The 20,631-nt window shown below is 55.8% G+C and carries 14 protein-coding genes; 13 read left to right on the top strand and 1 reads right to left on the bottom strand.

Going from position 1 to position 20,631, the window contains the following annotated elements; all coding sequences use genetic code 11:
- The first annotated feature begins 35 nt into the window (after positions 1 to 35).
- The 4 genes from M2298_RS13325 (at position 36) to M2298_RS13310 (ending at position 4,882) form a co-directional block, all read left to right on the top strand.
- A complete protein-coding gene (locus tag M2298_RS13325) occupies positions 36 to 887 on the top strand; it encodes an MIP/aquaporin family protein (protein WP_122966392.1) in 852 nt (283 codons plus the stop codon).
- Positions 888 to 991: 104 nt separating this feature from the next.
- Entirely contained in the window at positions 992 to 2,491 is a 1,500-nt protein-coding gene (glpK, locus tag M2298_RS13320; protein ID WP_122966391.1) for a glycerol kinase GlpK, read from the top strand.
- A gap of 155 nt (positions 2,492 to 2,646) precedes the next feature.
- Complete coding sequence (locus M2298_RS13315) at positions 2,647 to 4,314, top strand: glycerol-3-phosphate dehydrogenase/oxidase (protein WP_122966390.1); 1,668 nt, start codon at positions 2,647 to 2,649, stop codon at positions 4,312 to 4,314.
- Positions 4,315 to 4,327: 13 nt separating this feature from the next.
- Positions 4,328 to 4,882 (top strand): glycerol-3-phosphate responsive antiterminator, encoded by a 555-nt coding sequence (locus M2298_RS13310; protein ID WP_274874387.1) that lies wholly within the window; start codon positions 4,328 to 4,330, stop codon positions 4,880 to 4,882.
- A 523-nt stretch (positions 4,883 to 5,405) separates the two neighbouring features.
- Here M2298_RS13310 and pdxR read toward each other — a convergent pair.
- Positions 5,406 to 6,806, bottom strand: coding sequence for a MocR-like pyridoxine biosynthesis transcription factor PdxR (gene pdxR, locus M2298_RS13305; protein ID WP_122966387.1), 1,401 nt, complete (start codon positions 6,804 to 6,806; stop codon positions 5,406 to 5,408).
- 123 nt (positions 6,807 to 6,929) lie between these two features.
- Between pdxR and M2298_RS13300 the strand changes: the two genes are divergently transcribed.
- The 9 genes from M2298_RS13300 (at position 6,930) to M2298_RS13260 (ending at position 20,612) form a co-directional block, all read left to right on the top strand.
- Positions 6,930 to 7,907 carry a proline dehydrogenase family protein gene (locus M2298_RS13300; RefSeq protein WP_122966386.1) on the top strand — a complete coding sequence of 326 codons (978 nt, stop codon included), beginning with the start codon at positions 6,930 to 6,932 and terminating at the stop codon, positions 7,905 to 7,907.
- 179 nt (positions 7,908 to 8,086) lie between these two features.
- Entirely contained in the window at positions 8,087 to 10,459 is a 2,373-nt protein-coding gene (locus M2298_RS13295) for a DUF7408 domain-containing protein (protein WP_280648611.1), read from the top strand.
- Positions 10,456 to 11,382, top strand: coding sequence for an ABC transporter ATP-binding protein (locus tag M2298_RS13290; RefSeq protein WP_122966384.1), 927 nt, complete (start codon positions 10,456 to 10,458; stop codon positions 11,380 to 11,382). Before M2298_RS13295 ends, M2298_RS13290 begins: the two co-directional genes overlap by 4 nt.
- Positions 11,379 to 12,272 carry an ABC transporter permease gene (locus M2298_RS13285; RefSeq protein WP_122966383.1) on the top strand — a complete coding sequence of 298 codons (894 nt, stop codon included), beginning with the start codon at positions 11,379 to 11,381 and terminating at the stop codon, positions 12,270 to 12,272. The genes M2298_RS13290 and M2298_RS13285 overlap by 4 nt, the downstream gene beginning before the upstream one ends.
- 3 nt (positions 12,273 to 12,275) lie before the next feature.
- The gene (locus tag M2298_RS13280; RefSeq protein ID WP_280648610.1) at positions 12,276 to 14,006 is read left to right on the top strand and encodes a coiled-coil domain-containing protein; all 1,731 of its coding nucleotides are present in this window, start codon (positions 12,276 to 12,278) and stop codon (positions 14,004 to 14,006) included.
- 17 nt (positions 14,007 to 14,023) lie between these two features.
- Positions 14,024 to 15,007, top strand: a complete 984-nt coding sequence (locus M2298_RS13275) for an AAA family ATPase (protein WP_122966381.1) — start codon at positions 14,024 to 14,026, stop codon at positions 15,005 to 15,007.
- Entirely contained in the window at positions 15,004 to 15,885 is an 882-nt protein-coding gene (locus M2298_RS13270; RefSeq protein ID WP_242774300.1) for a DUF58 domain-containing protein, read from the top strand. The genes M2298_RS13275 and M2298_RS13270 overlap by 4 nt, the downstream gene beginning before the upstream one ends.
- Positions 15,886 to 15,901: 16 nt before the next feature.
- Positions 15,902 to 17,758: a vWA domain-containing protein gene (locus tag M2298_RS13265; protein ID WP_274874382.1), complete on the top strand. Its 1,857-nt coding sequence runs from the start codon at positions 15,902 to 15,904 to the stop codon at positions 17,756 to 17,758.
- Complete coding sequence (locus M2298_RS13260; protein WP_280648609.1) at positions 17,748 to 20,612, top strand: VWA domain-containing protein; 2,865 nt, start codon at positions 17,748 to 17,750, stop codon at positions 20,610 to 20,612. The genes M2298_RS13265 and M2298_RS13260 overlap by 11 nt, the downstream gene beginning before the upstream one ends.
- The last annotated feature ends 19 nt before the right edge of the window (positions 20,613 to 20,631 follow it).

The raw sequence follows: 20,631 nt of genomic DNA, 5'->3' as shown, positions 1-20,631 counted from the left end.
GAACAAGGTGTTTTCCAAATAAGGGGGTAAGGGACATGTCTGTTTACGTAGGAGAGTTGATCGGGACGATGATCCTGATCATTTTGGGGGCAGGTGTATGCGCCGGCCAAAGCTTGAAAAAGGCATACTCGCAAAATGGAGGCTGGATTGTCATCACGCTCGGCTGGGGTCTTGCAGTCGCATGCGGTGCTTACGCCGTAGGCAGCATTAGCGGCGCGCATCTCAATCCGGCGCTTACGATCGCACTGGCCAGCATCGGTCAATTTCCGTGGGAGCAGGTGCCGGGCTACGTCATCGCGCAACTGATCGGGGCATTTATGGGAGCGACTTTCGTCTGGATTTTTTACTACCCGCATTGGCGCGAAACAGATGACGCAGCAGCCAAATTGGGGATTTTTGCCACAGGTCCAGCGATTCCAAACACAGTAGCCAACTTGTTTAGCGAAATTTTAGGTACTTTCTTCCTCGTGCTTGGTCTTCTGGCGATTGGAGCGAATAAATTTGCAGAAGGATTGAATCCGTTTGTCGTCGGTTTCCTCATCGTGGCAATCGGCTTGTCTCTCGGCGGAACGACTGGTTACGCGATCAACCCTGCCCGCGACCTGGGGCCGCGCATCGCGCACGCCCTGCTGCCGATTCATGGCAAAGGTCATTCCAACTGGGGATATGCGTGGATTCCGGTTGTCGGTCCGATCATCGGAGCAGTGGGCGGCGCGTTCTTTTACAAATGGACGTTCACTGATCACAGCTTGACAGGGGTTGTAGGCTTGGCTGTATTTATGGTCATCGCCATAGCCGTAGGCGCTGCCAGCAAAAAATCGAATGCAGCAAGTGCGACTGGCAAAGAACGTCTGGTGACAGACCGGGCGCGTTCCCAATCGCATTGACGATATAGAAGTTTTCACCCATAAAAAAAGAAGCAGGGAAAATACCCTGCCTGTAGCTAAATAGAAAAGATCCGATGCTTCTATTATAAGGAGGAATAGCCGCTATGGACAACAAATATATGCTTTCGCTCGACCAAGGAACGACAAGCTCTCGCGCTATTTTATTCGATAAATCCGGTGCAATCATCGGGGTTGCCCAGAAAGAGTTCACGCAAATTTATCCGAAGCCGGGTTGGGTGGAGCACAACGCGGAGGAAATTTGGGAGTCGCAATTGGAAGTATTGAAAGCGGTATTGTTGGAAAATCACGTGAAGCCGGAGCAAATCGCGGGCATCGGGATCACGAACCAGCGGGAAACGACCGTTGTCTGGGATCGTCACACCGGAAAGCCGATCTACAATGCGATTGTTTGGCAGAGCAGACAGACCATCGATATTTGCAACCAGCTCAAGGAGCAAGGTTACGAGCAAACCGTGCGGGAAAAAACCGGACTGTTGATCGACGCGTATTTTTCTGGAACAAAAGTAGCGTGGATGCTCGAACACGTGGAAGGTGCGAGAGAAAAAGCAGAGCGCGGCGACCTGCTGTTCGGCACGATCGATACGTGGCTGATCTGGAAGCTGACAAACGGCAACGTGCACGTGACCGACTATTCCAATGCTTCGCGCACATTGATGTTCAACATTCACACGCTGGAGTGGGACGACGAGCTGCTCGCCATGCTGCACGTTCCGAAAGCGATGCTGCCGCGCGTCTGCCCATCCAGCGAGTTGTACGGCTACACCGATGAAAAAGTGTTCCAGGTGCAGATCCCGATTGCCGGAATCGCGGGCGATCAGCAGGCTGCCTTGTTCGGGCAGGCGTGCTTCTCCGAGGGCGCTGCGAAAAATACGTACGGCACAGGTTGCTTCATGCTGATGAACACAGGTGAAAAGGCGGTTGCTTCGAAAAACGGGCTGTTGACGACGATTGCCTGGGGAGTAGACGGCAAAGTCGAGTATGCGCTGGAAGGCAGCATTTTCGTGGCGGGCGCGGCGATTCAATGGCTGCGCGACGGACTGAAGCTGATCGAAAAGTCATCCGACTCGGAAAAGCATGCAATGGCAGTAGACAGCACGGATGGAGTATACATGGTTCCGGCCTTCGTCGGTTTGGGAGCGCCATACTGGGACATGGAGGCAAGAGGAGCGATCTTCGGTTTGACTCGCGGTACGACCGAGGATCATCTGATTCGCGCTGCCCTGGAATCGTTGGCGTATCAAACGCGTGACGTGCTGGAAGCGATGGAAGCCGATTCCGGGATCAAGCTGCAAAAGCTGGCTGTTGATGGCGGAGCGGTAGCCAACAACTTCCTGATGCAGTTCCAGTCCGATATTTTGGCGACAGAAGTAGAGCGCCCGCGCGTCAACGAGACGACTGCACTCGGTGCTGCTTACTTGGCAGGGCTTGCTGTCGGCTACTGGAACAGCAAGGAAGACATCGTGCACAACAAAGTCGTCGAGCGTTCGTTTGTGCCTGATCTGGCCGAGGAAAAACGCCAGGAGTTGTACGAGGGCTGGAAGCAGGCTGTCAAGGCGACGATGGGTTACAAGATTAGGCATTGATTTTTGCGCCAAAGAGGAATAGAGTAAAGATAAGTTAATCATTTGCTGTGGAGACCGTGGAGACAGCCAGTATCAAAAGGGCAATGGACAATGTCGTTGCTTCTTTTGGATATTGGCTGTTTTTTGTTTTTTCGTCAGAAAGGATGAGATCAACGATGAACGCTCAACGAAAATTGTCATCATTTACGCGTCAGGCATGTCTGGAAGAAATGGCGAGCAAGCGCCTCGATCTTTTAATCATCGGAGGAGGCGTCACCGGAGCGGGGATTGCCCTTGACGCCGCTTCGCGCGGACTTACCGTAGGACTGGTAGAAAAGCAAGACTTTGCCGCAGGTACGAGCAGCCGTTCGACCAAGCTCGTCCACGGAGGATTGCGTTACTTGAAGCAGGGCGATGTGCAGCTCGTGCGCGAGGTGGGCAGAGAGCGCGCCATTTTGTATCGCAATGCTCCGCACATCGTCATTCCGGAAAAAATGATCTTGCCGATCGTGGAAAAAGGGACGTACGGCAAGCTGGCTACGTCCGTCGGCTTGTACATTTACGATGTGTTGGCGGGCGTCGAGCGCAAAGAGCGCCGCATCATGCTGAACAAACAGCGGACGATGGAAGCAGAGCCGCTTTTGCGCACGGATATTTTAAAAGGCGGCGGACTGTACTTCGAATACCGCACCGACGATGCCCGTCTGACGGTCGAAGTCATGAAGACAGCGCGCGCGCACGGGGCTTTGTGCACAAACTACACGGAGGCAACCGAGTTTATTTACGAGAACGGCAAAGTGACAGGCATTCGTGCGAAAGATTTGCTGTCCGGCAGCGAATACGAGCTGTACGCGAAAAAAATCGTCAACGCCGCAGGTCCATGGGTCGATCAACTCAGGGAAAAAGACCGTTCCTTGTACGGCAAAAGACTGCACCTGACCAAAGGCGTCCACCTCGTTGTTCCGTACAACCGACTGCCGCTCAAACAATCCGTTTACTTCGATGTCTCCGACGGACGCATGCTGTTTGCGATTCCAAGGAATAACAGCACGTATATCGGCACGACAGACACGAACTACCAGGGAGTGCTGGAGCGCCCGACGGTGACGCGTGAAGATATGGAGTACGTGCTTCGCGCCGCCAACGAAATGTTCCCGACTGCCAAACTGACCGAGCAGGATGTCAGCTCCAGCTGGGCGGGGCTGCGACCGCTGATTCACGAGGATGGCAAATCGCCTTCCGAGCTGTCGCGCAAGGACGAGATTTTTTATTCCAAAAGCGGCCTGATCACGATTGCGGGCGGCAAGCTGACTGGCTTCCGCAAGATGGCAGAGCGCATCGTGGACGTAGTCGCCAAACAGTTGACGACAGAAGAAGGAAGATCGTTCAAGCCGTGCCAAACGGACACAATCGTGCTGTCGGGCGGCGAGTTCGCCTCCGGGAAAATGATCCCTGCCTATGTGAAAAAGCAAGCAGAGCGAGTGCGCGATTTTGGCATCTCGGAAGAGCAAATTCGCGTTCTTGTAGGAAAGTTCGGCAGCAATAGCGAAAAAATAGTAACGGCGTGTCTTGAATACATTGCCAACAACGAGACACAGTCGGCGGCGGAAGCGCTGCTTTTGGCTGAGCTGCACTACGCACTGGAAGAAGAAATGGTCATGACTGTCAGCGACTTTTTGATCCGTCGCACAGGCCGACTGTTTTTTGAACGCGATTCATTGGAAAGCATATACCCGATGGTGGCCGACGAGCTGGCCAACAAGCTGCATGCGGACGCAGAGCAAAAAGACCGGGACTTGAAAGCTTTTGCCGAGGAATACCATCTAGCCAAAACATTTCAATAGGGGTGACTCCTGATTGGCCAACCAGATTAATCAGCCTATTCTTCCGGCTGCCCGAACACTGAAAGAATTTGACGAGCTGATGGAGACGTGCTACGAACGCATTATTTTGCTGAACGCCCATGTGGCGCAAGTAAAGCCTTTGGGCAAGCGGGCGAGAGCGTTTGGAAAAAAACTGCTCATTCACGCCGACCTCATCGACGGATTGAAGTCGGATGAGTATGCGATGGAATTTCTTGCGCAGGAAGTGCAGCCTGACGGAATCATCACGACGAGAAACAGTGTGGTTTTGGCCGCGAAGAAAAAAGGGCTGATTTCCATCCAGCGTCTTTTCCTGATCGATACGATGGCATTGGACAGCAGCCTTACGCAGTTGGAGCGGACGAAACCGGATTACGTGGAAGTGCTGCCGGGGATTATCCCGCATTTGATCGAGGAGATCATGGAGCGGACCCGTATCCCGATCATCGCAGGAGGCTTCATCCGTACGAAGGAAGACGTGGATCGGGCTTTGCAGGCAGGTGCGACCTCTGTCACTACCTCCCGCAGAGAACTGTGGGCAAAATCATAGGATAACAAGGGCGAATCCAGCAAAAAGCCGGACATTCCAAGCGGGGAATGTTCCGGTTTTTTGCCTTTTGGCGCGTCAGGCGTCTTAGGCATGCAGCTGGGAAAGGTAGTAGAAAACATAGGTAGATACCTGATTTTTCCTCTGGGAAAGATAGTTGTCTATGCGGCTTTACCTCCTCTGGCATATATACATATAGTCATCCAAAAACAAGAGGAAAGAAGGCGACAGCATGAATTATCAAAGTTCGCAATGGCAGTCCTCGTATTCTTCTTCGACTGGGCAATCTTCCTATTATCCATGGCAGCGGGATGGTCAACGCCCTCCTGGCTGGGATCATCGCGGCGGAGGAAGCTCGCAAGGCTGGAACCGCAGACGCAGATGTCCTGACCGTTGCCGCAACTGTCCGCCCCAATGCTGCGGCCGTCGTCATTGGTAATTTCTCTCTTAAAAAGAGCCAATCTTCCACATTAGCGGGAGATTGGCTTTTTTCAATGCGGGGCTGCATGGCTTGGTCCGTTGCAGGTCAACGGCTGAGAACGATTCCCATTCTGCGGACACCTTCTTCTATGCCGTCCTCGGAAACATTGCCGTACCCAATCACAATCTTGTCTTCATGTCTGCCTTTCCCAATCGCATGTTCCTCCACAGGGTAGACGCGCACGCCAGCAGCTTCCAGTGCAGTCAAGACATCCGGTGTAAAGGAGATGCCGTCAAAAGCAGCGACGATGTGCAGCCCGGCAGCTTCTCCCCAGATGGTGGCGCGATCGGCAAACGTGCGGCGCAGCGCCTCTATCAGGCATTGGCGCCGTTTTTTGTACAGCTTTTTCATTTTGCTGATGTACTTTTCCAGATGGCCTTCCTCGATGAAGCGACCGAGAGCGAGCTGTTCGAGCGAAGGCGTGTGCAGGTCGGACAGCCATTTGGCTTTGTGATACCGCTCGACCAATGTTTCCGGCAGGACAAGGTAGCCGAGGCGCAGGCCAGGCGACAATATTTTGCTGAAGGAGCCGATGTAGATTACCCGCTCGGGGGCCAACCCCTGGATCGAGCTGATGGGCGGGCTCTCATAGCGAAATTCGCTGTCGTAATCGTCCTCGACGATGTAGCAATCGACTGAGCGCGCGTATTGGATCAGCTGGATTCGCCGCTGGATCGTCAGCGTAGTGCCGAGCGGAAACTGGTGGGATGGCGTCACAAAGGCAAAACGGGGTCTGCTGCCAGCGAGTGGCGAAGGCAGACTGTGCATGTTCATGCCGTACTCGTCAACGGGAACCGGACAAAGTCTGGCTCCTGTCGAGGTGAAGATCGACTGGATATCCTGGGTGATCGGGTCTTCGATGAGCACGCAGCTTTCGCGGTTCAGCAAAACTTTGGCAATCAAAGTAAGCGCCTGAGTCGCGCCGGAGGTCATGACGATTTGCTCAGGAGTGCATTGCACGCCGCGCGTCCGGTACAGATAGCGGCTCAGTACATCGCGTAGCTCAGCGCGTCCCTCGGGCCGATTGTAGCCGAAAGCCGACAAGGGGGCATCGTGGCACACCTGTTGTACGGTTTTGCCCCACAAGCTGCGGGGAAATTGTTCGAGCGCAGGCACGCCTGAACGAAAATCAATGAGGTGCTCCGGCTGATCGCCTGCCGAGGGGAGCGGTCGTTCCTGTCCGCGAGCGAACTGCTCCAAATAAATGCCTGCGGCGACAAAATAGCCCGAGCCTTGTCTGCTTTCGATATATCCTTCAGCGAAAAGCTGGTCGTAGGCTTCGATCGCGACATTTCGGGAAATGCGCAGCTCTTGCGCCATTTTTCGGGTGGAAGGCAGCTTGAAGCCGGCTGCCCAGTCGCCGCGCAATATTTTGTCGCGAAATTCTGTATAAATTTGCCGGGTCAAAGGAATCGGCTTGTCCCGATCGATGGGCACCCATAGCATGGCGAATGCGCCTCCTTTCCAACTGGTCCTGTCCAAACAGGCCCAAACTGGATCTGATCGTCTCCAGCTTATCATGTTAGGGTGAGGGAAGAGAAGATTGCCCAGTCAAAGGAGAGAGTGCATGTGAACAACCAGGAAAAGCAGACTGCCCACGTATTGAAAACCATCGCCCGGGATGAGAGCATCAAGCAATTTGTCCAAAGCACCCCCCAGTTGTACAAGCTGCTTTTATCCGCCGCGAAGCGCTATGTAACGGGCGAGACTCGTGAAGAAGCGATGCATGTTGCCGCCAAACTAAAGCAGTGGGGCTATCAGACATCCATCGAGTACATCGGGGAAAATACGCTGGACGAAGCAACGGCACAGCTTGCCAAGCGGGAATTTTTGCAGGTAGCGAAAGACTGTTCCCGGCTGGACACCGCTGCCAACATTTCGTTTGATCTCTCGCATCTGGGGCTGTTGATTCAGCCGAAGACCGCGCTGGAACACGTAAAGGAAATGGCGGAATGCGCCAAAGCGCACGGGCAGTATTTGATGATCAGCATGGAGGAGTCGGAGAAAACCGAGGCGATTTTGCAAATATACGAGCGCCTGACAGAGCGCCACGCTAACGTAGGCATCACGCTTCAGGCCCATCTGCACCGCTCCGTGGACGATCTCAAGCGACTGCTGCATCTGCCAGGAAAAATTCGCCTCGTCAAAGGAGCGTTCCAGGAGCCGCAACAACTGGCGCTGCCGAGGTCGCCGGAGCTGAACGAGCGGTATTTGCAACTGGCTGAGCGGTGCGTGGAGGCTGGTCACGACTGCGCATTGGCAACGCATGACCAGGCGATTGTGGCTGCCCTCTGTGAGCGAGGTTACTTGCAGCGGCCGAATGTGGAGCTGGAACTGCTCTACGGCGTGCGGCCCGAATTGGCCCGCGAGCTGCGCAAAAAGGGGCTGCCCGTGCGGGTGTATTTGACGTATGGAACCGAGTGGTACTTGTACTTGTGCCACAGGCTTGCCGAGCATCCGGCGCATGTGCATCAGGCAATCGCGGACATGTTCGATCCGACCCGGATTCGCGATTCCGAGTACGACACAACCAGAGTCGAAGCATGAGACGAAAAGCTGCCTCCTTTCCGTGCGGGGCAGCTTTTTGCATACACTCCACCTGCGATGAAGGCCAATCGTTCCCCTGTGCAAAATTAACTGTAGCTTTTTTCCCGTCAATCGCGTCTTAATTTGTATGAAAAAGACGAATAGACTGCAAACGAATTGACCATGGAGGTATTGAGGGAATGAAAATGGTGAAGGGCAAGCGATGGCTGCTTTCCATGTTCGCGCTCCTGTTGCTGCTGGTGTTGGGACCTGCGCACCAAGGGGCGGTCGCTCTGGCAGAGGGCACGATCCAGCTAAGGGTGAGCGCAGGGATCGATGGCGCGTACAAGGAAGCAGGGCAAGTGCCGATTGTGGTGACTGTAACAAATGGAGGCGCTGATACGGAAGGCAACCTGATGGTAGCGACGGGGAACAGAGGGAACAATCAGTATTCCGCCGCCTATTACCAGCCAGTGTCGATTGCCAAAGGCGTGACCAAGCAAGTAACGATCATGGTGCCTGGTTCAGAGCTGTACAACAGTACGTATGTAGCCATGATGGTAAACGACAAGATCGTAGCGCAAGCGCCCTTGAATGGTCAAAGCTACAGTAACGATATGGTAATGATCGGGGTGCTGGGGCAAAACGCAGATACCGCGAATTTCCTCTCGGCGCTGCCGCGGGACACGTTTCCGAATCCGGCGAAAGCAGTGCCGATGAAGCCGGAGAATGTTCCGACTTCTGGCGTGCAGCTGCAAATGCTCAACATGCTGATCCTGAACAATTTTGCCCTGGATTCGTTGAATGAGCAGCAAATTCAGGCGATACGCGACTGGACAAAAGCCGGGGGCAAGCTCGTTCTGGCAGGTGGTGCCCAGTACAAGAAAACCGCAGGAGCGCTCGCTGACCTTTCTCCTGTGGAAGTGACCGGGACTACGAGCGTGACTTCGCTGGCCAACTTGAAGACGGATAAAACGAAGCCCGTTGAGCTGACGGCTCCGTTTACGGTCAGCAACGGTACAGTAAAAGCCGGGAAAGTGCTGTACAGCGAGGGAACAATCCCGCTGTTTGTCGTACATAACGTAGGGGAGGGCAAAGTGCTGTACGCAGCCTACGATCTGGCGGAGGAGCCTGTCGCCAGTTGGGCCGGGAACAGCCGCTTCTGGTCTGACCTTTTAATCAAAGCGTTTGGTTCCTCGCTCGGCGACTTCAAGTCGTCTTCGCTTGACGGCATTTGGCCGCTGCGCGAAGCATCAGATATGAATCCGGACCTGAAAATTCCGGAAGTAAGCTGGTTTGCCCTGTTGTTCGGGATATATGCCCTGATTGCCGGACCTATTTTGTTTTTCATTTTGCGGGCATGGCGCAAACAAAGCTACATGTGGGGCATCGTGCCAGCTTTGGCGATTCTCACGGGGATCGGGATTTTCTCGTTTGGCGCTTTGCAGCGTGGTACGGGCGTCCTCGTCCATCAAGTGAGCTTCGTCCAGCTGCAAAACGATGGACAGGCAAAAGTAAACGGGCTTACCTCCTTTTTTGTGCCAAGAAACGGTGAGTATCGCCTGACTGTAAAAGGGCAAGGACAAGCCCAACCGCTTGCAGATCGGGAGCGGACAGATGTGATTCCTAAAATCTGGACTTCCACCCAGGCGGATCAAACGGATATTCAGTTCCGCGACGTAGAATTTTGGTCGACGCGCAAAGTGGCGACAGAGCATACGATTTCCGATGCAGGCAGCTTTGAGTCGAACTTGTCTTACAAAGAAGGAGCCTTAACAGGAACGGTTACGAACAAGACCAAGTTTGCCCTGCGCGATTTGACGATTTTTTCCGGTAACCAAGTGCAGGAAATTAGCGAGCTGGCACCTGGAGCAAGCATTGAAGTCAATCTGCCGTTCCAGCCAGCAGCCCAGGCGAGATGGAGCAATCGTCAATCGTACGCTACGACGGCGCTGCCTGCGCATCTGCGCTCCATTCAAACAGAGCAGACGCGTGAGCAAGTCATGATCGAAATGCTGGAAATGACTGATCGCAGAAACAATCAGAACGAAATCGTGAGAATCGCAGGCTGGACCAATCAGTCGGTTGTCGATGCTGTCGTGCAAAACGAAAACACCAAGCTGGAGAGCCTTACACTAATTACTTCCGAACTGAAGGTGCAGCCTTCCAAAGACGGACATGTCTACTATCCGACAGGTACATTCGATGTCACGATGTCGGGCAGCTCCGTTCCGGTTGGCGATGAAGGGGACGGCTACCGCTTGCCGGCAGGAGACATTACCTTTGACTTCAATCTGAGTCAGGAAAACAAGAAGCTGAAGATCACAAACGTGTATTTGTACACCTGGTCGGATGACAACACGTCATTTTCCAAGGAAGTGTACAACTGGAAGGCAAAAGCTTACGAGCCGTTTGAAAAAGCGTTCAACAACACCGTCATGTCAGGCGACAAGGCTGCCCTGTATGTGTCGGCAGAAGGCATGATGCGCATCAAGTTTGCCCATCAGCTGCCTGATGAACGCCATATCGGCATTCCGAATGTGAGCGTGGAAGGGAAGGTGAGCCAGCAGTGATCCAAATTCGCAATTTGCAAAAGAGCTACGGGAAAATGCAGGCGTTGAAGGGCCTGACAATGGACATTGAAAAGGGCACGGTTTTCGGTTTCGTCGGCCCGAATGGGGCAGGAAAATCTACGACCATGTCCATTTTGGCTACCTTGCTTGCTCCTACGAGCGGCAAAGCGTACGTGGGCGGCTACGAGGTGACGAGTCACCCGAAGGAAGTCCGCAAACTGATCGGCTACATGCCGGACTTTTTCGGCGTCTACGACAACTTGACGGCAGAGGAGTACCTGGACTTTTACGGTGCGAACTACGATATTCCGGCTGCGGAAAGAAAACAGATCATTCCGCAACTGCTCGATCTGGTCAATCTCAGCCACAAGCGCGACGCGTACGTTGATTCGTTGTCGCGGGGGATGAAGCAGCGGCTTGGGCTGGCCCGCTCCCTGGTGCACAACCCGGAAGTGCTGATTCTCGACGAGCCCGCCTCCGGTTTGGACCCGCGGGCGCGGATCGAGCTGCGCGAGATTTTGAAGGAACTGCGCGATATGGGCAAGACGATCATCATCAGCTCGCACATTTTGCCTGAGCTGGCAGAGATGTGCGATGTCATCGGGGTGATTGAAGAAGGGAATCTCGTCGCATTTGGACGAGTCGATGAGATTTACGCGAAAATGCAGGAGCAACGCGTGCTGCGCATTCGCTTGACTGGCCAGCTTGAGGAAGCGATGACGCGGTTGCGTGAAATGCCTGTGATCACGAGCGTAACGCGCGAAGGAAGCTGGGTTGTCGCCGGGTTTGCCGGAAACGACGAGCAGCAGGTGGAACTGTTGCGGGAACTGACGACAGCTGGTTATCCGGTGGCAGCCTTCAACGAAGCGGTGGGCGATCTGGAAGACATCTTTTTGGAAATTACGAAAGGGGTGGGCTCATGAACGTCCTGAGAAGATTGCGCAACCCTGTGTTATTCAACGAATGGAAATTGCGGATGCGGACGAACCGCGCCCCGTGGATCATTTTGTTTTACTTGCTGGTGTTGGGAACTATGACGTTGCTCGCCATCTTTTTCATGACGAATGGCGGCAGCTACTACAAGCCTGGCGAGACGCGGGAGCTGTTCATGATGCTGTCGATCTTTCAACTCGGCATGATCGGCTTTCTCGTTCCGGGTCTGACCGCAGGGGTAATCTCGGGAGAGCGCGAACGGCAGACGCTGAGCATCCTGCTGACGACAAACATAAGCGCCACGAGGCTGATTTTGGGAAAATGGCTGGCTTCGCTCAGCTTCATGATGTTTCTCGTGTTCGCCACCATCCCGCTGTATGCGATTGTCTTTTTGTATGGCGGGGTGTCTCCGCTGCAACTGATCAAAGTGTTCGGCTTCTACGTCGTTACCATGCTGGTAGTCGGCAGCATCGGCGTACTTATATCGACCTTGATCAAACGGACGGGAATCGCCACGGTCGTCAGTTATGCAGTCGTATTCGGTGTGGCGATCGGCACAAGCGTGCTGGCGGAAATTATTCGCCAGTTCATCCGTTATCAAAATCGGATGAATCAGGTGACTTCTCCGCCGAACTCCATCTGGCCCGATCTGTTGCACAGCATCAACCCGGTGTTTGCCATGCTGAACATTTTTGAAGAAGGGCCTGTCCAGGATTTGAGCAGCTTCACCAACGCCCAGAGCTTTTGGGCGAATGTCGATCCATTTTGGAATTACTGCCTGTTTTATGGGGGATTGACTGTTGTTTGCCTGTTGCTTGCGATTTACTTCATCCAGCCTGTGCGCGGACGGAAGCGCAAGGCGTCAGCCGGGGAGCAGTAAGCCATGTTTACCGCGAAACCGGACAATGAGCTGAAGTCGCTGCTGAAGCCAGTGCGCAGAAAGCTGCAAAACCAGGTACTGATCCAACAAATCACGTTGTACGGCTTGTGGGGGGCGGGGGGAAGCGGACTGCTTCTCCTCGTTGCCCGTTTTTGGCCGATCCCGTATTACGCGTGGCTGTCGGTAGCCATGTTTCCTCTAGGGCTGGCGATTGGCTGGATGAGCACGAAGTGGCGACAAACGACTTGGCAAAAGAGTGCGCAGGCGGCAGACGGCAACGGGCTTGCCCAGCGCGTGGAGACGGCGTGGGAGCATCGCGAAAGCACCTCCTCCGTCGCGGTCATGCAGCGGGAAGATGCGCTGCGGCATTTGCGCAAAAACTTGCCGGACATCATCGAGAGCATTCGCGTTTGGGCCGGGCTGAAAAACAGGTTGTTCGTCACAGGCGGTTTGCTTTTGCTGTGCTTGCTGCTCCTGGTTTGGTCCAATCCGCAAGATGTGCGGCTTCTTCAGATGGAGCAGGCAAAACAGGCAATCGCCAAGGTGGAAAAAGAAATCGAGGAAATCAAGGCGAAAACGAAAGCAAATGAAGGGTTGAGCGAGGCTCAGAAGAAACAGCTGGAAGAGATGCTGGAGCAAGCGAAGAAGAGCATCGCCAAAGCAGGCGATCCCGCCGGACGGCTCAACGCGCTGCGGGCGGCAGAAAAGCAGCTGGAAAAACTGCGGGCAGCGGAGCAGAACAAGACAGCATCGCTGCAAAGCTTGCAACGCAGTCTCGGCAGCCAGAAGTCGACAAAATCAGTGGCCGACGCGTTGGCCAAAAGCGATCGCGAAGCATTGAAAACGGCGCTTGCCGAGATGGCAAAAGAGCTGGAAAAGATGAAAGAACAGGAGCGGGCTGAGCTGGCCCGGGAACTGGAAAAAGCCGCAGAACAGTTGAAAAAGGACGCGGAATCCGCCAATGCGCAAGAGCTGGCGGATACGGCCAACCAACTGGCACAGGCCGCCAAGGAAATCGCAGCCGGGCAAGACCCGGAAGCGATGAAGGCGCTGGAAAACAGCCTGCTGCAAGCGATGGGAGCAACCCAGCAGTCCCAGCAGGCGATGCTCGCGGCCTCCCAGGCGGCAGCTTCGCTCACTCAGTCGCAGATGACGCTGGCAAGCGCCGCAGCTGCCGGAAGCAATAACGGGGCGAGTGGAACCGGAGCAGGCCAGGCAGTCCCTGCGTCGACTACCCCGGGAAACAACCAGGCAGCAACGGGCAGCGGAGCGTCAGCCAATGCGAACGCTGCGGCCAATCAGACGAATCAGGCGAATCCGCCTGCAAACGGCAACACAGGAGCAGGTCAAGGCAACGGCTCAGGAAAAGGGGCCGGGAACGGTGCGGGCAATGGTTCGGGAAATGGCGCCGGAGCAGGCGGCGGAAGCGGAAACGGAAACGGTCAAGGGCCGGGAGCCGGACTGGGCGCAGGAAAGCACGAGCTGGTCACGATTCCGACCAGCCGCATCGGCGGGGAAAATGGCCCTTCCGAAACGGTAGGCGGCCCTTTGGGAGCAGGTCCTTCCCAGTCGCAGCAAAGCAGCCAGACACAGGTGACCTCCGGCGGAACGCTGCCGTATGAGGAAGTGTACGGCCAGTACGAGCAGTTCGCCCGCGAGAGCATGGAAAAAGGCACGATTCCCGGCGACTATCAAGATATCGTCAAAGACTATTTCAGCAAAATTGAGCCTTAGAAAAGGAGGGCGCGGCTATGGCACAGCAAACGCTAGAAGATTGCTTGCAGAGAGTAGAGCTAGTCAGACAAGAGATCGGAAAAGTATTGGTGGGACAAAAAGACGTCGTCGAGCAACTTTTGTGGGCGGTGTTCGCGGGAGGCCATGCTCTTTTGGAGGGCGTACCCGGTCTGGGGAAGACGCTGCTCGTGAAAACTTTGTCGCAAGCTTTTGAACTGTCTTTTCAACGCATCCAGTTCACTCCTGATTTGATGCCGACTGATATTACAGGGACAAACATTCTTCTCGTGGACGAGACGGGGCAGCAGTCGTTCCAGTTCCAGCACGGACCGATTTTTGCCCATGTCGTACTCGCCGATGAAATCAACCGGGCAACACCGAAGACGCAGAGCGCGCTGCTTGAGGCCATGCAGGAGCGCACGGTTTCCGCAGGGGGCGTCACTCGACCGCTGCCTGCGCCGTTCTTCGTTTTGGCGACACAAAACCCGCTGGAGCAAGAAGGGACTTATCCGCTGCCCGAGGCCCAGATGGACCGCTTTTTGCTGAAAATCGACGTGCCGTACCCGACAGCTGACGAACTGAAGGCAATCGTACAGCGCACGACGACCGGGCAAGCGATTCCGGTAGAAAAGGTGGCATCCGGCGAGCAAATCGGGCAAATTCAGCAGGCCGCCCGCGACATTTTGGTGGCAGATGCGGTGCTGGACTATGCTGTCAACTTGCTGCTTGCGACTCACCCTGGCGAGCGGGCTGTCGCTTCTGTCAATCAGTACGTGCGAAACGGGGCAGGGCCGCGCGGGGTGCAGGCAATCGTCTCCCTGGCAAAAGTGCGGGCGCTGCTTTCCGGGCGCTACAATCTCGCCTACGAGGACGTGGAAGCGGTAGCTTTGCCAGCCCTTCGCCATCGCATTTTCCTCAATTTTGAAGGCGAGGCGAGCGGAGTGCGGGCCGATCAGATCATCCGCGATATTTTGGACGCGCTGTCGGGGCAGAAAGCATGAGTCAGCACCTGCTTGACCCGGCATGGCTTGCCAGACTGGAACGGATGCAGCTTGCCACCAGGAAAGCCGTCAGCGGCAGCCATGCGGGAAAGAGACGGGCCAGACAGCTGGGCAGCTCGATGGAGTTTGCCGACTTCCGGGCGTACGTGCCGGGAGACGACTTGCGCCAGTTGGACTGGAATGCGTATGCGCGCTCCGGCAAGCTGTTTTTGAAAAAGTATTTGGATGAAACCGAGCTTCACGTGAGCTTGTATATCGATTGCAGCCGCTCCATGGGCTACGGGCAGCCGAGCAAGCTGTCGCGCTCGGTGCAGATTGCCGCGGCTTTGGGGTACTTGTCGCTGTGCCACCTCGATCACGTATCCGTCTACGCATTCGATCACCGCATCGTAGCGTCCTTGCAAGGGTTGCAGGGCAAAGGTCAGGCGCATCGGCTGCTTTCCTTTTTATCGGCGATCGGGGAAGGCGGCCCGGGGGATTTGCATGGCGCACTCCGCCAGCCTGGAGCAGTTCGCGGCAAAGCAGGTATTTCGATCGTGCTTTCCGATTTTTTGTTCCCGGACGGCTACGCGGAAGGGCTGGCCTACTTGCAGGCGGCGCGGCAAGAGGTGACGCTTGTGCAGGTACTTTCCCAGGAGGAACGGCAGCCGGATTACGCAGGCGAGCTGCGGTTGATCGACGCCGAGACCGGACAGGCAAAAGAAGCATCGATGACTGCCTTGTTGCTGGCCGAGTACGCGAAAAGCTTGCGCGATTTTCGCCAGGAGCTGGCTGCTTTTGCCTACGGAAGAGGCATCGCTTACACAGAGATCGAAGCGGAGCAATCGCTGGAATCGGTCGTCTTTCACGTATTTCGGCAGGCGGGCATGATTCGCTAGAGAGGAGAGAGACTTCATGCAGTGGATGGGACTTTCCAGCATCTGGTTTGCACTGATCATCCCGGCCATCATCGTCCTCTACCTGCTCAAAAGAAAAGTAGAGGATCGCGTCGTGCCGAGCACGCTGCTTTGGCAGCGAACGTTGCAAAACTGGGAAGCGGTGCGGCCATGGGAAAAGCTGCGGCGCAACTTGCTATTGTTCCTGCAACTGCTGGCGGCATGCTTGCTCGTTCTGGCACTGACCAGACCAGCCATGCCAACGGAAGGGATCACGGCTGACCACACCGTGCTTGTCGTCGATACATCAGGCAGCATGCTGGCAAAAGAGGGAGAAGAGACGAGGCTGTCACGGGCCGTCTCCGAAGCGAAGGCGCTGGTCGAGAAGCTCGGCAGCGCTCAGACGATGACCGTGATTGCCGCCGGGAGCGAGCCGAATGTGCTGGTGTCCAAAAGCGCCGACAAAACCGAGCTGACAGCGGCGCTGCAAAAGCTGACAGCCAACATGGGAACGTCTGACCCGCTGTCTGCGCTGTCGCTGGCGGGAGCGATCGCGGCGAATGAACCGGGAAGCGGCGTCATCTGGATCGGGGATGGCAATGTGGAGCGAAAGCTGGCGACCCAGTCATTGTCCGCCTCGTCCGCAAGCTTTCGCTTCATGCAGATGGGGAGAACGCGTGAAAATGCGGCGATTGCCGCCTTTGTGACACAGGCCGGGCCAAACGGTGTCGAAGCCCTTTTGCGCATCGATAACCATGGCAGCGCCCAGTCGCGAGGAACCGTCACGATTTTTGATGACAAAGGCAAGCTGCTGGACACGAACCAGTTTGCCATCGAGACAGCACGTTCCGGGACGTTTTCGTTCACAGAGCTGCCTGTCTCGACTGCCTATCGCGCTGTCATTGCGCCGGAGCAGGACGGCTTGCCGCAAGACAATGAAATCTGGAGCGTGCCATTTGCGGCGAGCAAAGGAAAAGCCGTGCTGTACACTCCGGCGGGCAATCGCTTTTTGCATCAGGTCATGCAGACCGTTGGCAGCCTGGAGGTGGAAACCGTCCAGAACGCTCCCGGGCCGAATGCCGAGGCGCGCGATTTGTGGGTGTTCGACGGCGAAGTGCCGGACAAGCTGCCGCAGGGCAATATTTTGCTGATCGCGCCAGACAGGAAAACGGATTGGCTGCCGCTTGCAGGCGAGCAGGAGCTGGAGCAGGGACCGCAAGCCGTCTCCGCAGATGATCCGATGCTCAAATACGTGGATTGGCGCGAGGTGCATATTGCCAAAGCGGCGGTTTTAGGCGAAATGCCCGGGATGAAGACACTCGTGCGAGCCGGTGACGCGGATTTGGTCAAGGCTGGCGTGATCGACGGCAGGCGCATCGTCGTGTTCGCTTTTGACTTGCACGATTCTGATTTTCCGTTGCGCCCGGCTTTTCCCATTTTCATGCAAAATGTTGTGAACTGGCTGTCGCCAGCGCAAACGGCACCCATCGCCACCAGTCATCCGGGAGAGAGCCTGAGCATTCCGCTCACGCCGGGGGCAGCGGAGAGAAGCTTGACGTATCCCGATGGTCAGCAGCAAGCGATCAAGGCAAACGGAACGGTCTTGACGATACAGGTGCCGGAGCAGATCGGCTTGTACAAACTGGACGAGACATTGGACGCGGGAGCTGTGAGCAAGTATTTTTCCGTGCGCCTGAGTGAGAGTGAGTCGGATATTACGCCGAAAACGCTCAGTGTTGCCAGTTCGCAGGCTGGACAAGGCGAAGCAGAGCAGCAAAGGGCGGGCACAGGCACGCGGGAGTTGACGTACTGGCTGGCAGCGCTTGTGCTCTTGGTTTTGCTTGTGGAATGGAGGGTGTACCAACGTGGGTATTAACTTTACACAGCCGTGGCTTTTGCTGCTTTTGTTGCCTGCTGCCTACCTCGTGATCCAGTGGTGGCAAAAGCAAAAGCAGATGCCCGCAAGCAGAAAAACCGTTATTGCCACCCTTCGTTTCGTTTTGTTCGCGCTGCTCATTTTCGCGTTGGCAGGGACGCAGCTGCTCACGCCTGTTCAAGCCAAGACGGTTGTTTTTGTCGTGGACCGTTCAGCCTCGATGAAGGACGATCCGCGGGTGCTCTCGTTTTTGCGAGACGCTATCGGGCAAAAGCGTGCGGAAGACAAGTATGCAGTCGTTGCCGTCGGAGCTGACGCCGCTGTCGACCAGCCGTTGACATCGCGCGAAGAGCTTGCGCCGCTGGGAGTCGAAGTGAACCGCAACGCGACGAATCTGGAAGAAGGAATACGGCTTGCGGCGGCGATGATTGGGAGCAACACGAGAGGCAAAGTCGTGCTGCTCACCGATGGGATCGCGACGAACGGCGATGCTTCCCGGCAAACGAAGCTGGCGCAAGAACGCGGCATCAGTGTAGAGGCTGTGTCCTTGCAGCAGCCGCAAGGAGACGAAGTCGTTCTCTCGTCTGTGCAAGTTCCGCAAAGGTTGTACGCCGGAGAAGAGTATGCGATCACAGTCGATGTGGAGAGTTCGCTTGCCACAGAAGCGACGCTGCGGTTGTACGAAGGCAACCGAGCAGCTGGTCAGCAAACGGTGCAAATCGATAAAGGAAAAAACCGCTTTGTCTTTTCGCAAAAAGCGATGGAGCAAGGCTTTCACCGCTATCGGGTGGAAATCGAGCCTCGCCAGGATACCGTTCAGGCGAACAATCAGGCAACGGCTTATACCCAAGTAGCCGGAGCGCCTGTCGTCCTCGTGCTGGAAGGACATCCGGGCGCGGCGAAAAATCTCGTGCAGGCGCTCCGGGCAGGCGGGATGCAGGTCGAACAGCGCGAGCTTGCGCTTTTGCCCAAGGAGCTTGCGGGCTACAAGCAATACGCGACGATCGTGTTGTCCGATGTGTCCGCTACCCAAATGAGTGACGCTGACATGGAGCGCATGAGGACAGCGGTGCGCGACCTGGGGCTGGGGCTGATTATGACCGGAGGAAGCGAGAGCTTCGGAATGGGCGGCTGGTTCCAGACGCCGATCGAAGAAGCGCTTCCGGTGCATATGGATTTGCGCGGAAAACAACAGCTTCCTTCTCTCGGGCTGGAACTGGTGATCGACAAATCCGGCAGCATGAGCTCAGATGCCAGAGGTGTCGATAAAATGGAGCTGGCGAAGGAAGCCGCGATTCGGGCTACGACCATGATGAATCAGCAAGATTCCATCGGAGTCATCGCGTTTGACGGTGATCCGTGGGAAGTGGTTGCCCCGCAGACCGTCGCCAACAAAGAAGAGATTCACCAGCAAATCGGCCGCATTCGCGCCGATGGCGGAACAGATATTTACCCCGCGCTGCAGCTGGCGTACGATCGGGTGAAACAGATGAATACGCAGCGCAAGCACGTGATCTTGCTGACGGATGGACAGTCAGGCATGCAGGATGACTACCAGGGGCTATTGCAGCAAATGACCTCCGAAAATATTACGGTGTCGACAGTCGCGGTGGGAGATGATGCGGATCATACGCTTTTGGAAATGATCGCGAAAACGGGCAATGGCCGCTATTACTTTGCCAATGACGCCGAATCGATTCCGAAAATTTTCAGCAAGGAGACGGCACTGGCCAGCCGGACATTCATCGTCGAAAAGCCGCAAATTCCCGAAGTGACAGGAGCCGGCATGTGGCCGACCTTGCAGCAGGCATTGCCGCCGCTAAGGGCGTATGTGGCGACAACAGCCAAACAGACAGCGGAGACGTCACTGATGAGCATGGATGACGACCCGATTTTGACCCGCTGGCAGTACGGGCTGGGACGCGCCGTTGTCTGGACGAGCGATCTCGAAGGCAAATGGGCGCCTGACTGGGTGAGTTGGGGTGGCACTGGCCGTCTGTGGAATGAGGTAGTCGCCTGGACATTCCCGCAAATCGCGGAAGGAAAGTGGAAAGCGCGGACAAGCCTGGACGGAGCTGCGGGCAGTGTAAAAGTGACGATGCCTGCCGGGGCAAGCTTGCCGCAAGAGCTGGAGGCGGTTGTCCTCAACGAGAAAATGCAGCGGGAGATCATCAAGCTCAAACCGATTGCCCCAGGGGTTATGGAAGGCAAGTTCGAGACGGCAGACCCCGGTACGTACATGATCCAGATATCCGAAAAGAGTCAGGGACGCGTACTCGCGAGTCAAACGACAGGACTGACCGTATCTTACTCTCCCGAATACGGAATGTCGCGGGATGGAGAAACAGAGCTGCGCACCTGGCTGCTCGCAGGTGGCGGCAAACAGATCAGCGAACCGCAGGAAGTCTACGGCGGTCCGTTTCCCGCCAAGTGGGACACGCAATCCATCGGGGAGTGGCTGTTGATGCTTGCGGCATTGCTTTTGCCAGTAGATATTGCGGCGCGCCGCTTGCAACTGCCCGATCAATGGTGGACAAGACTCGCGGGCCTGTGGCGCCGATCAGCATCGGCTGCAACAGCCGGGTCGCAGCCGCAGCAAACGGTATGGACGCAGCTGTCAGACAGACGTTCCGCGACCCAGCGTTCGCGTTCAGACGCCCCGGCGCACATTCGCAAAGACAGTGATTTGACTGCTTTCCAAGCAAAAGGCACGGCCAAGACCGTGCAGGAACCGTTGAAAAACAGACCAGCAGCGGTATCGGGACAACAGCCGTCGTCCCGCGAGGAACAGCAAGATTCGGATGATACGCTCAACAGGCTGCTCGCGGCGAAGAAACGTCGAAGCAAACCGTGAGCAGCGAAAAAGCAGCCCG

The organism is Brevibacillus sp. 1238 (genome assembly GCF_029892995.1).
Lineage (GTDB): Bacteria > Bacillota > Bacilli > Brevibacillales > Brevibacillaceae > Brevibacillus > Brevibacillus parabrevis.
Note: the sequence above shows the minus strand (reverse complement) of the source record. Positions and strands in the feature narration are given on the sequence as shown.

Bases quoted from the DNA above. Each gene is read 5' to 3' on its own strand.
- pdxR (WP_122966387.1), bottom strand. From the start codon at position 6,806: ATGCTATGGGTGCCCATCGATCGGGACAAGCCGATTCCTTTGACCCGG.
- M2298_RS13265 (WP_274874382.1), top strand. From the start codon at position 15,902: ATGCAGTGGATGGGACTTTCCAGCATCTGGTTTGCACTGATCATCCCG.
- M2298_RS13285 (WP_122966383.1), top strand. From the start codon at position 11,379: ATGAACGTCCTGAGAAGATTGCGCAACCCTGTGTTATTCAACGAATGG.
- M2298_RS13270 (WP_242774300.1), top strand. From the start codon at position 15,004: ATGAGTCAGCACCTGCTTGACCCGGCATGGCTTGCCAGACTGGAACGG.
- glpK (WP_122966391.1), top strand. From the start codon at position 992: ATGGACAACAAATATATGCTTTCGCTCGACCAAGGAACGACAAGCTCT.
- M2298_RS13295 (WP_280648611.1), top strand. From the start codon at position 8,087: ATGAAAATGGTGAAGGGCAAGCGATGGCTGCTTTCCATGTTCGCGCTC.
- M2298_RS13325 (WP_122966392.1), top strand. From the start codon at position 36: ATGTCTGTTTACGTAGGAGAGTTGATCGGGACGATGATCCTGATCATT.
- M2298_RS13275 (WP_122966381.1), top strand. From the start codon at position 14,024: ATGGCACAGCAAACGCTAGAAGATTGCTTGCAGAGAGTAGAGCTAGTC.
- M2298_RS13280 (WP_280648610.1), top strand. From the start codon at position 12,276: ATGTTTACCGCGAAACCGGACAATGAGCTGAAGTCGCTGCTGAAGCCA.
- M2298_RS13315 (WP_122966390.1), top strand. From the start codon at position 2,647: ATGAACGCTCAACGAAAATTGTCATCATTTACGCGTCAGGCATGTCTG.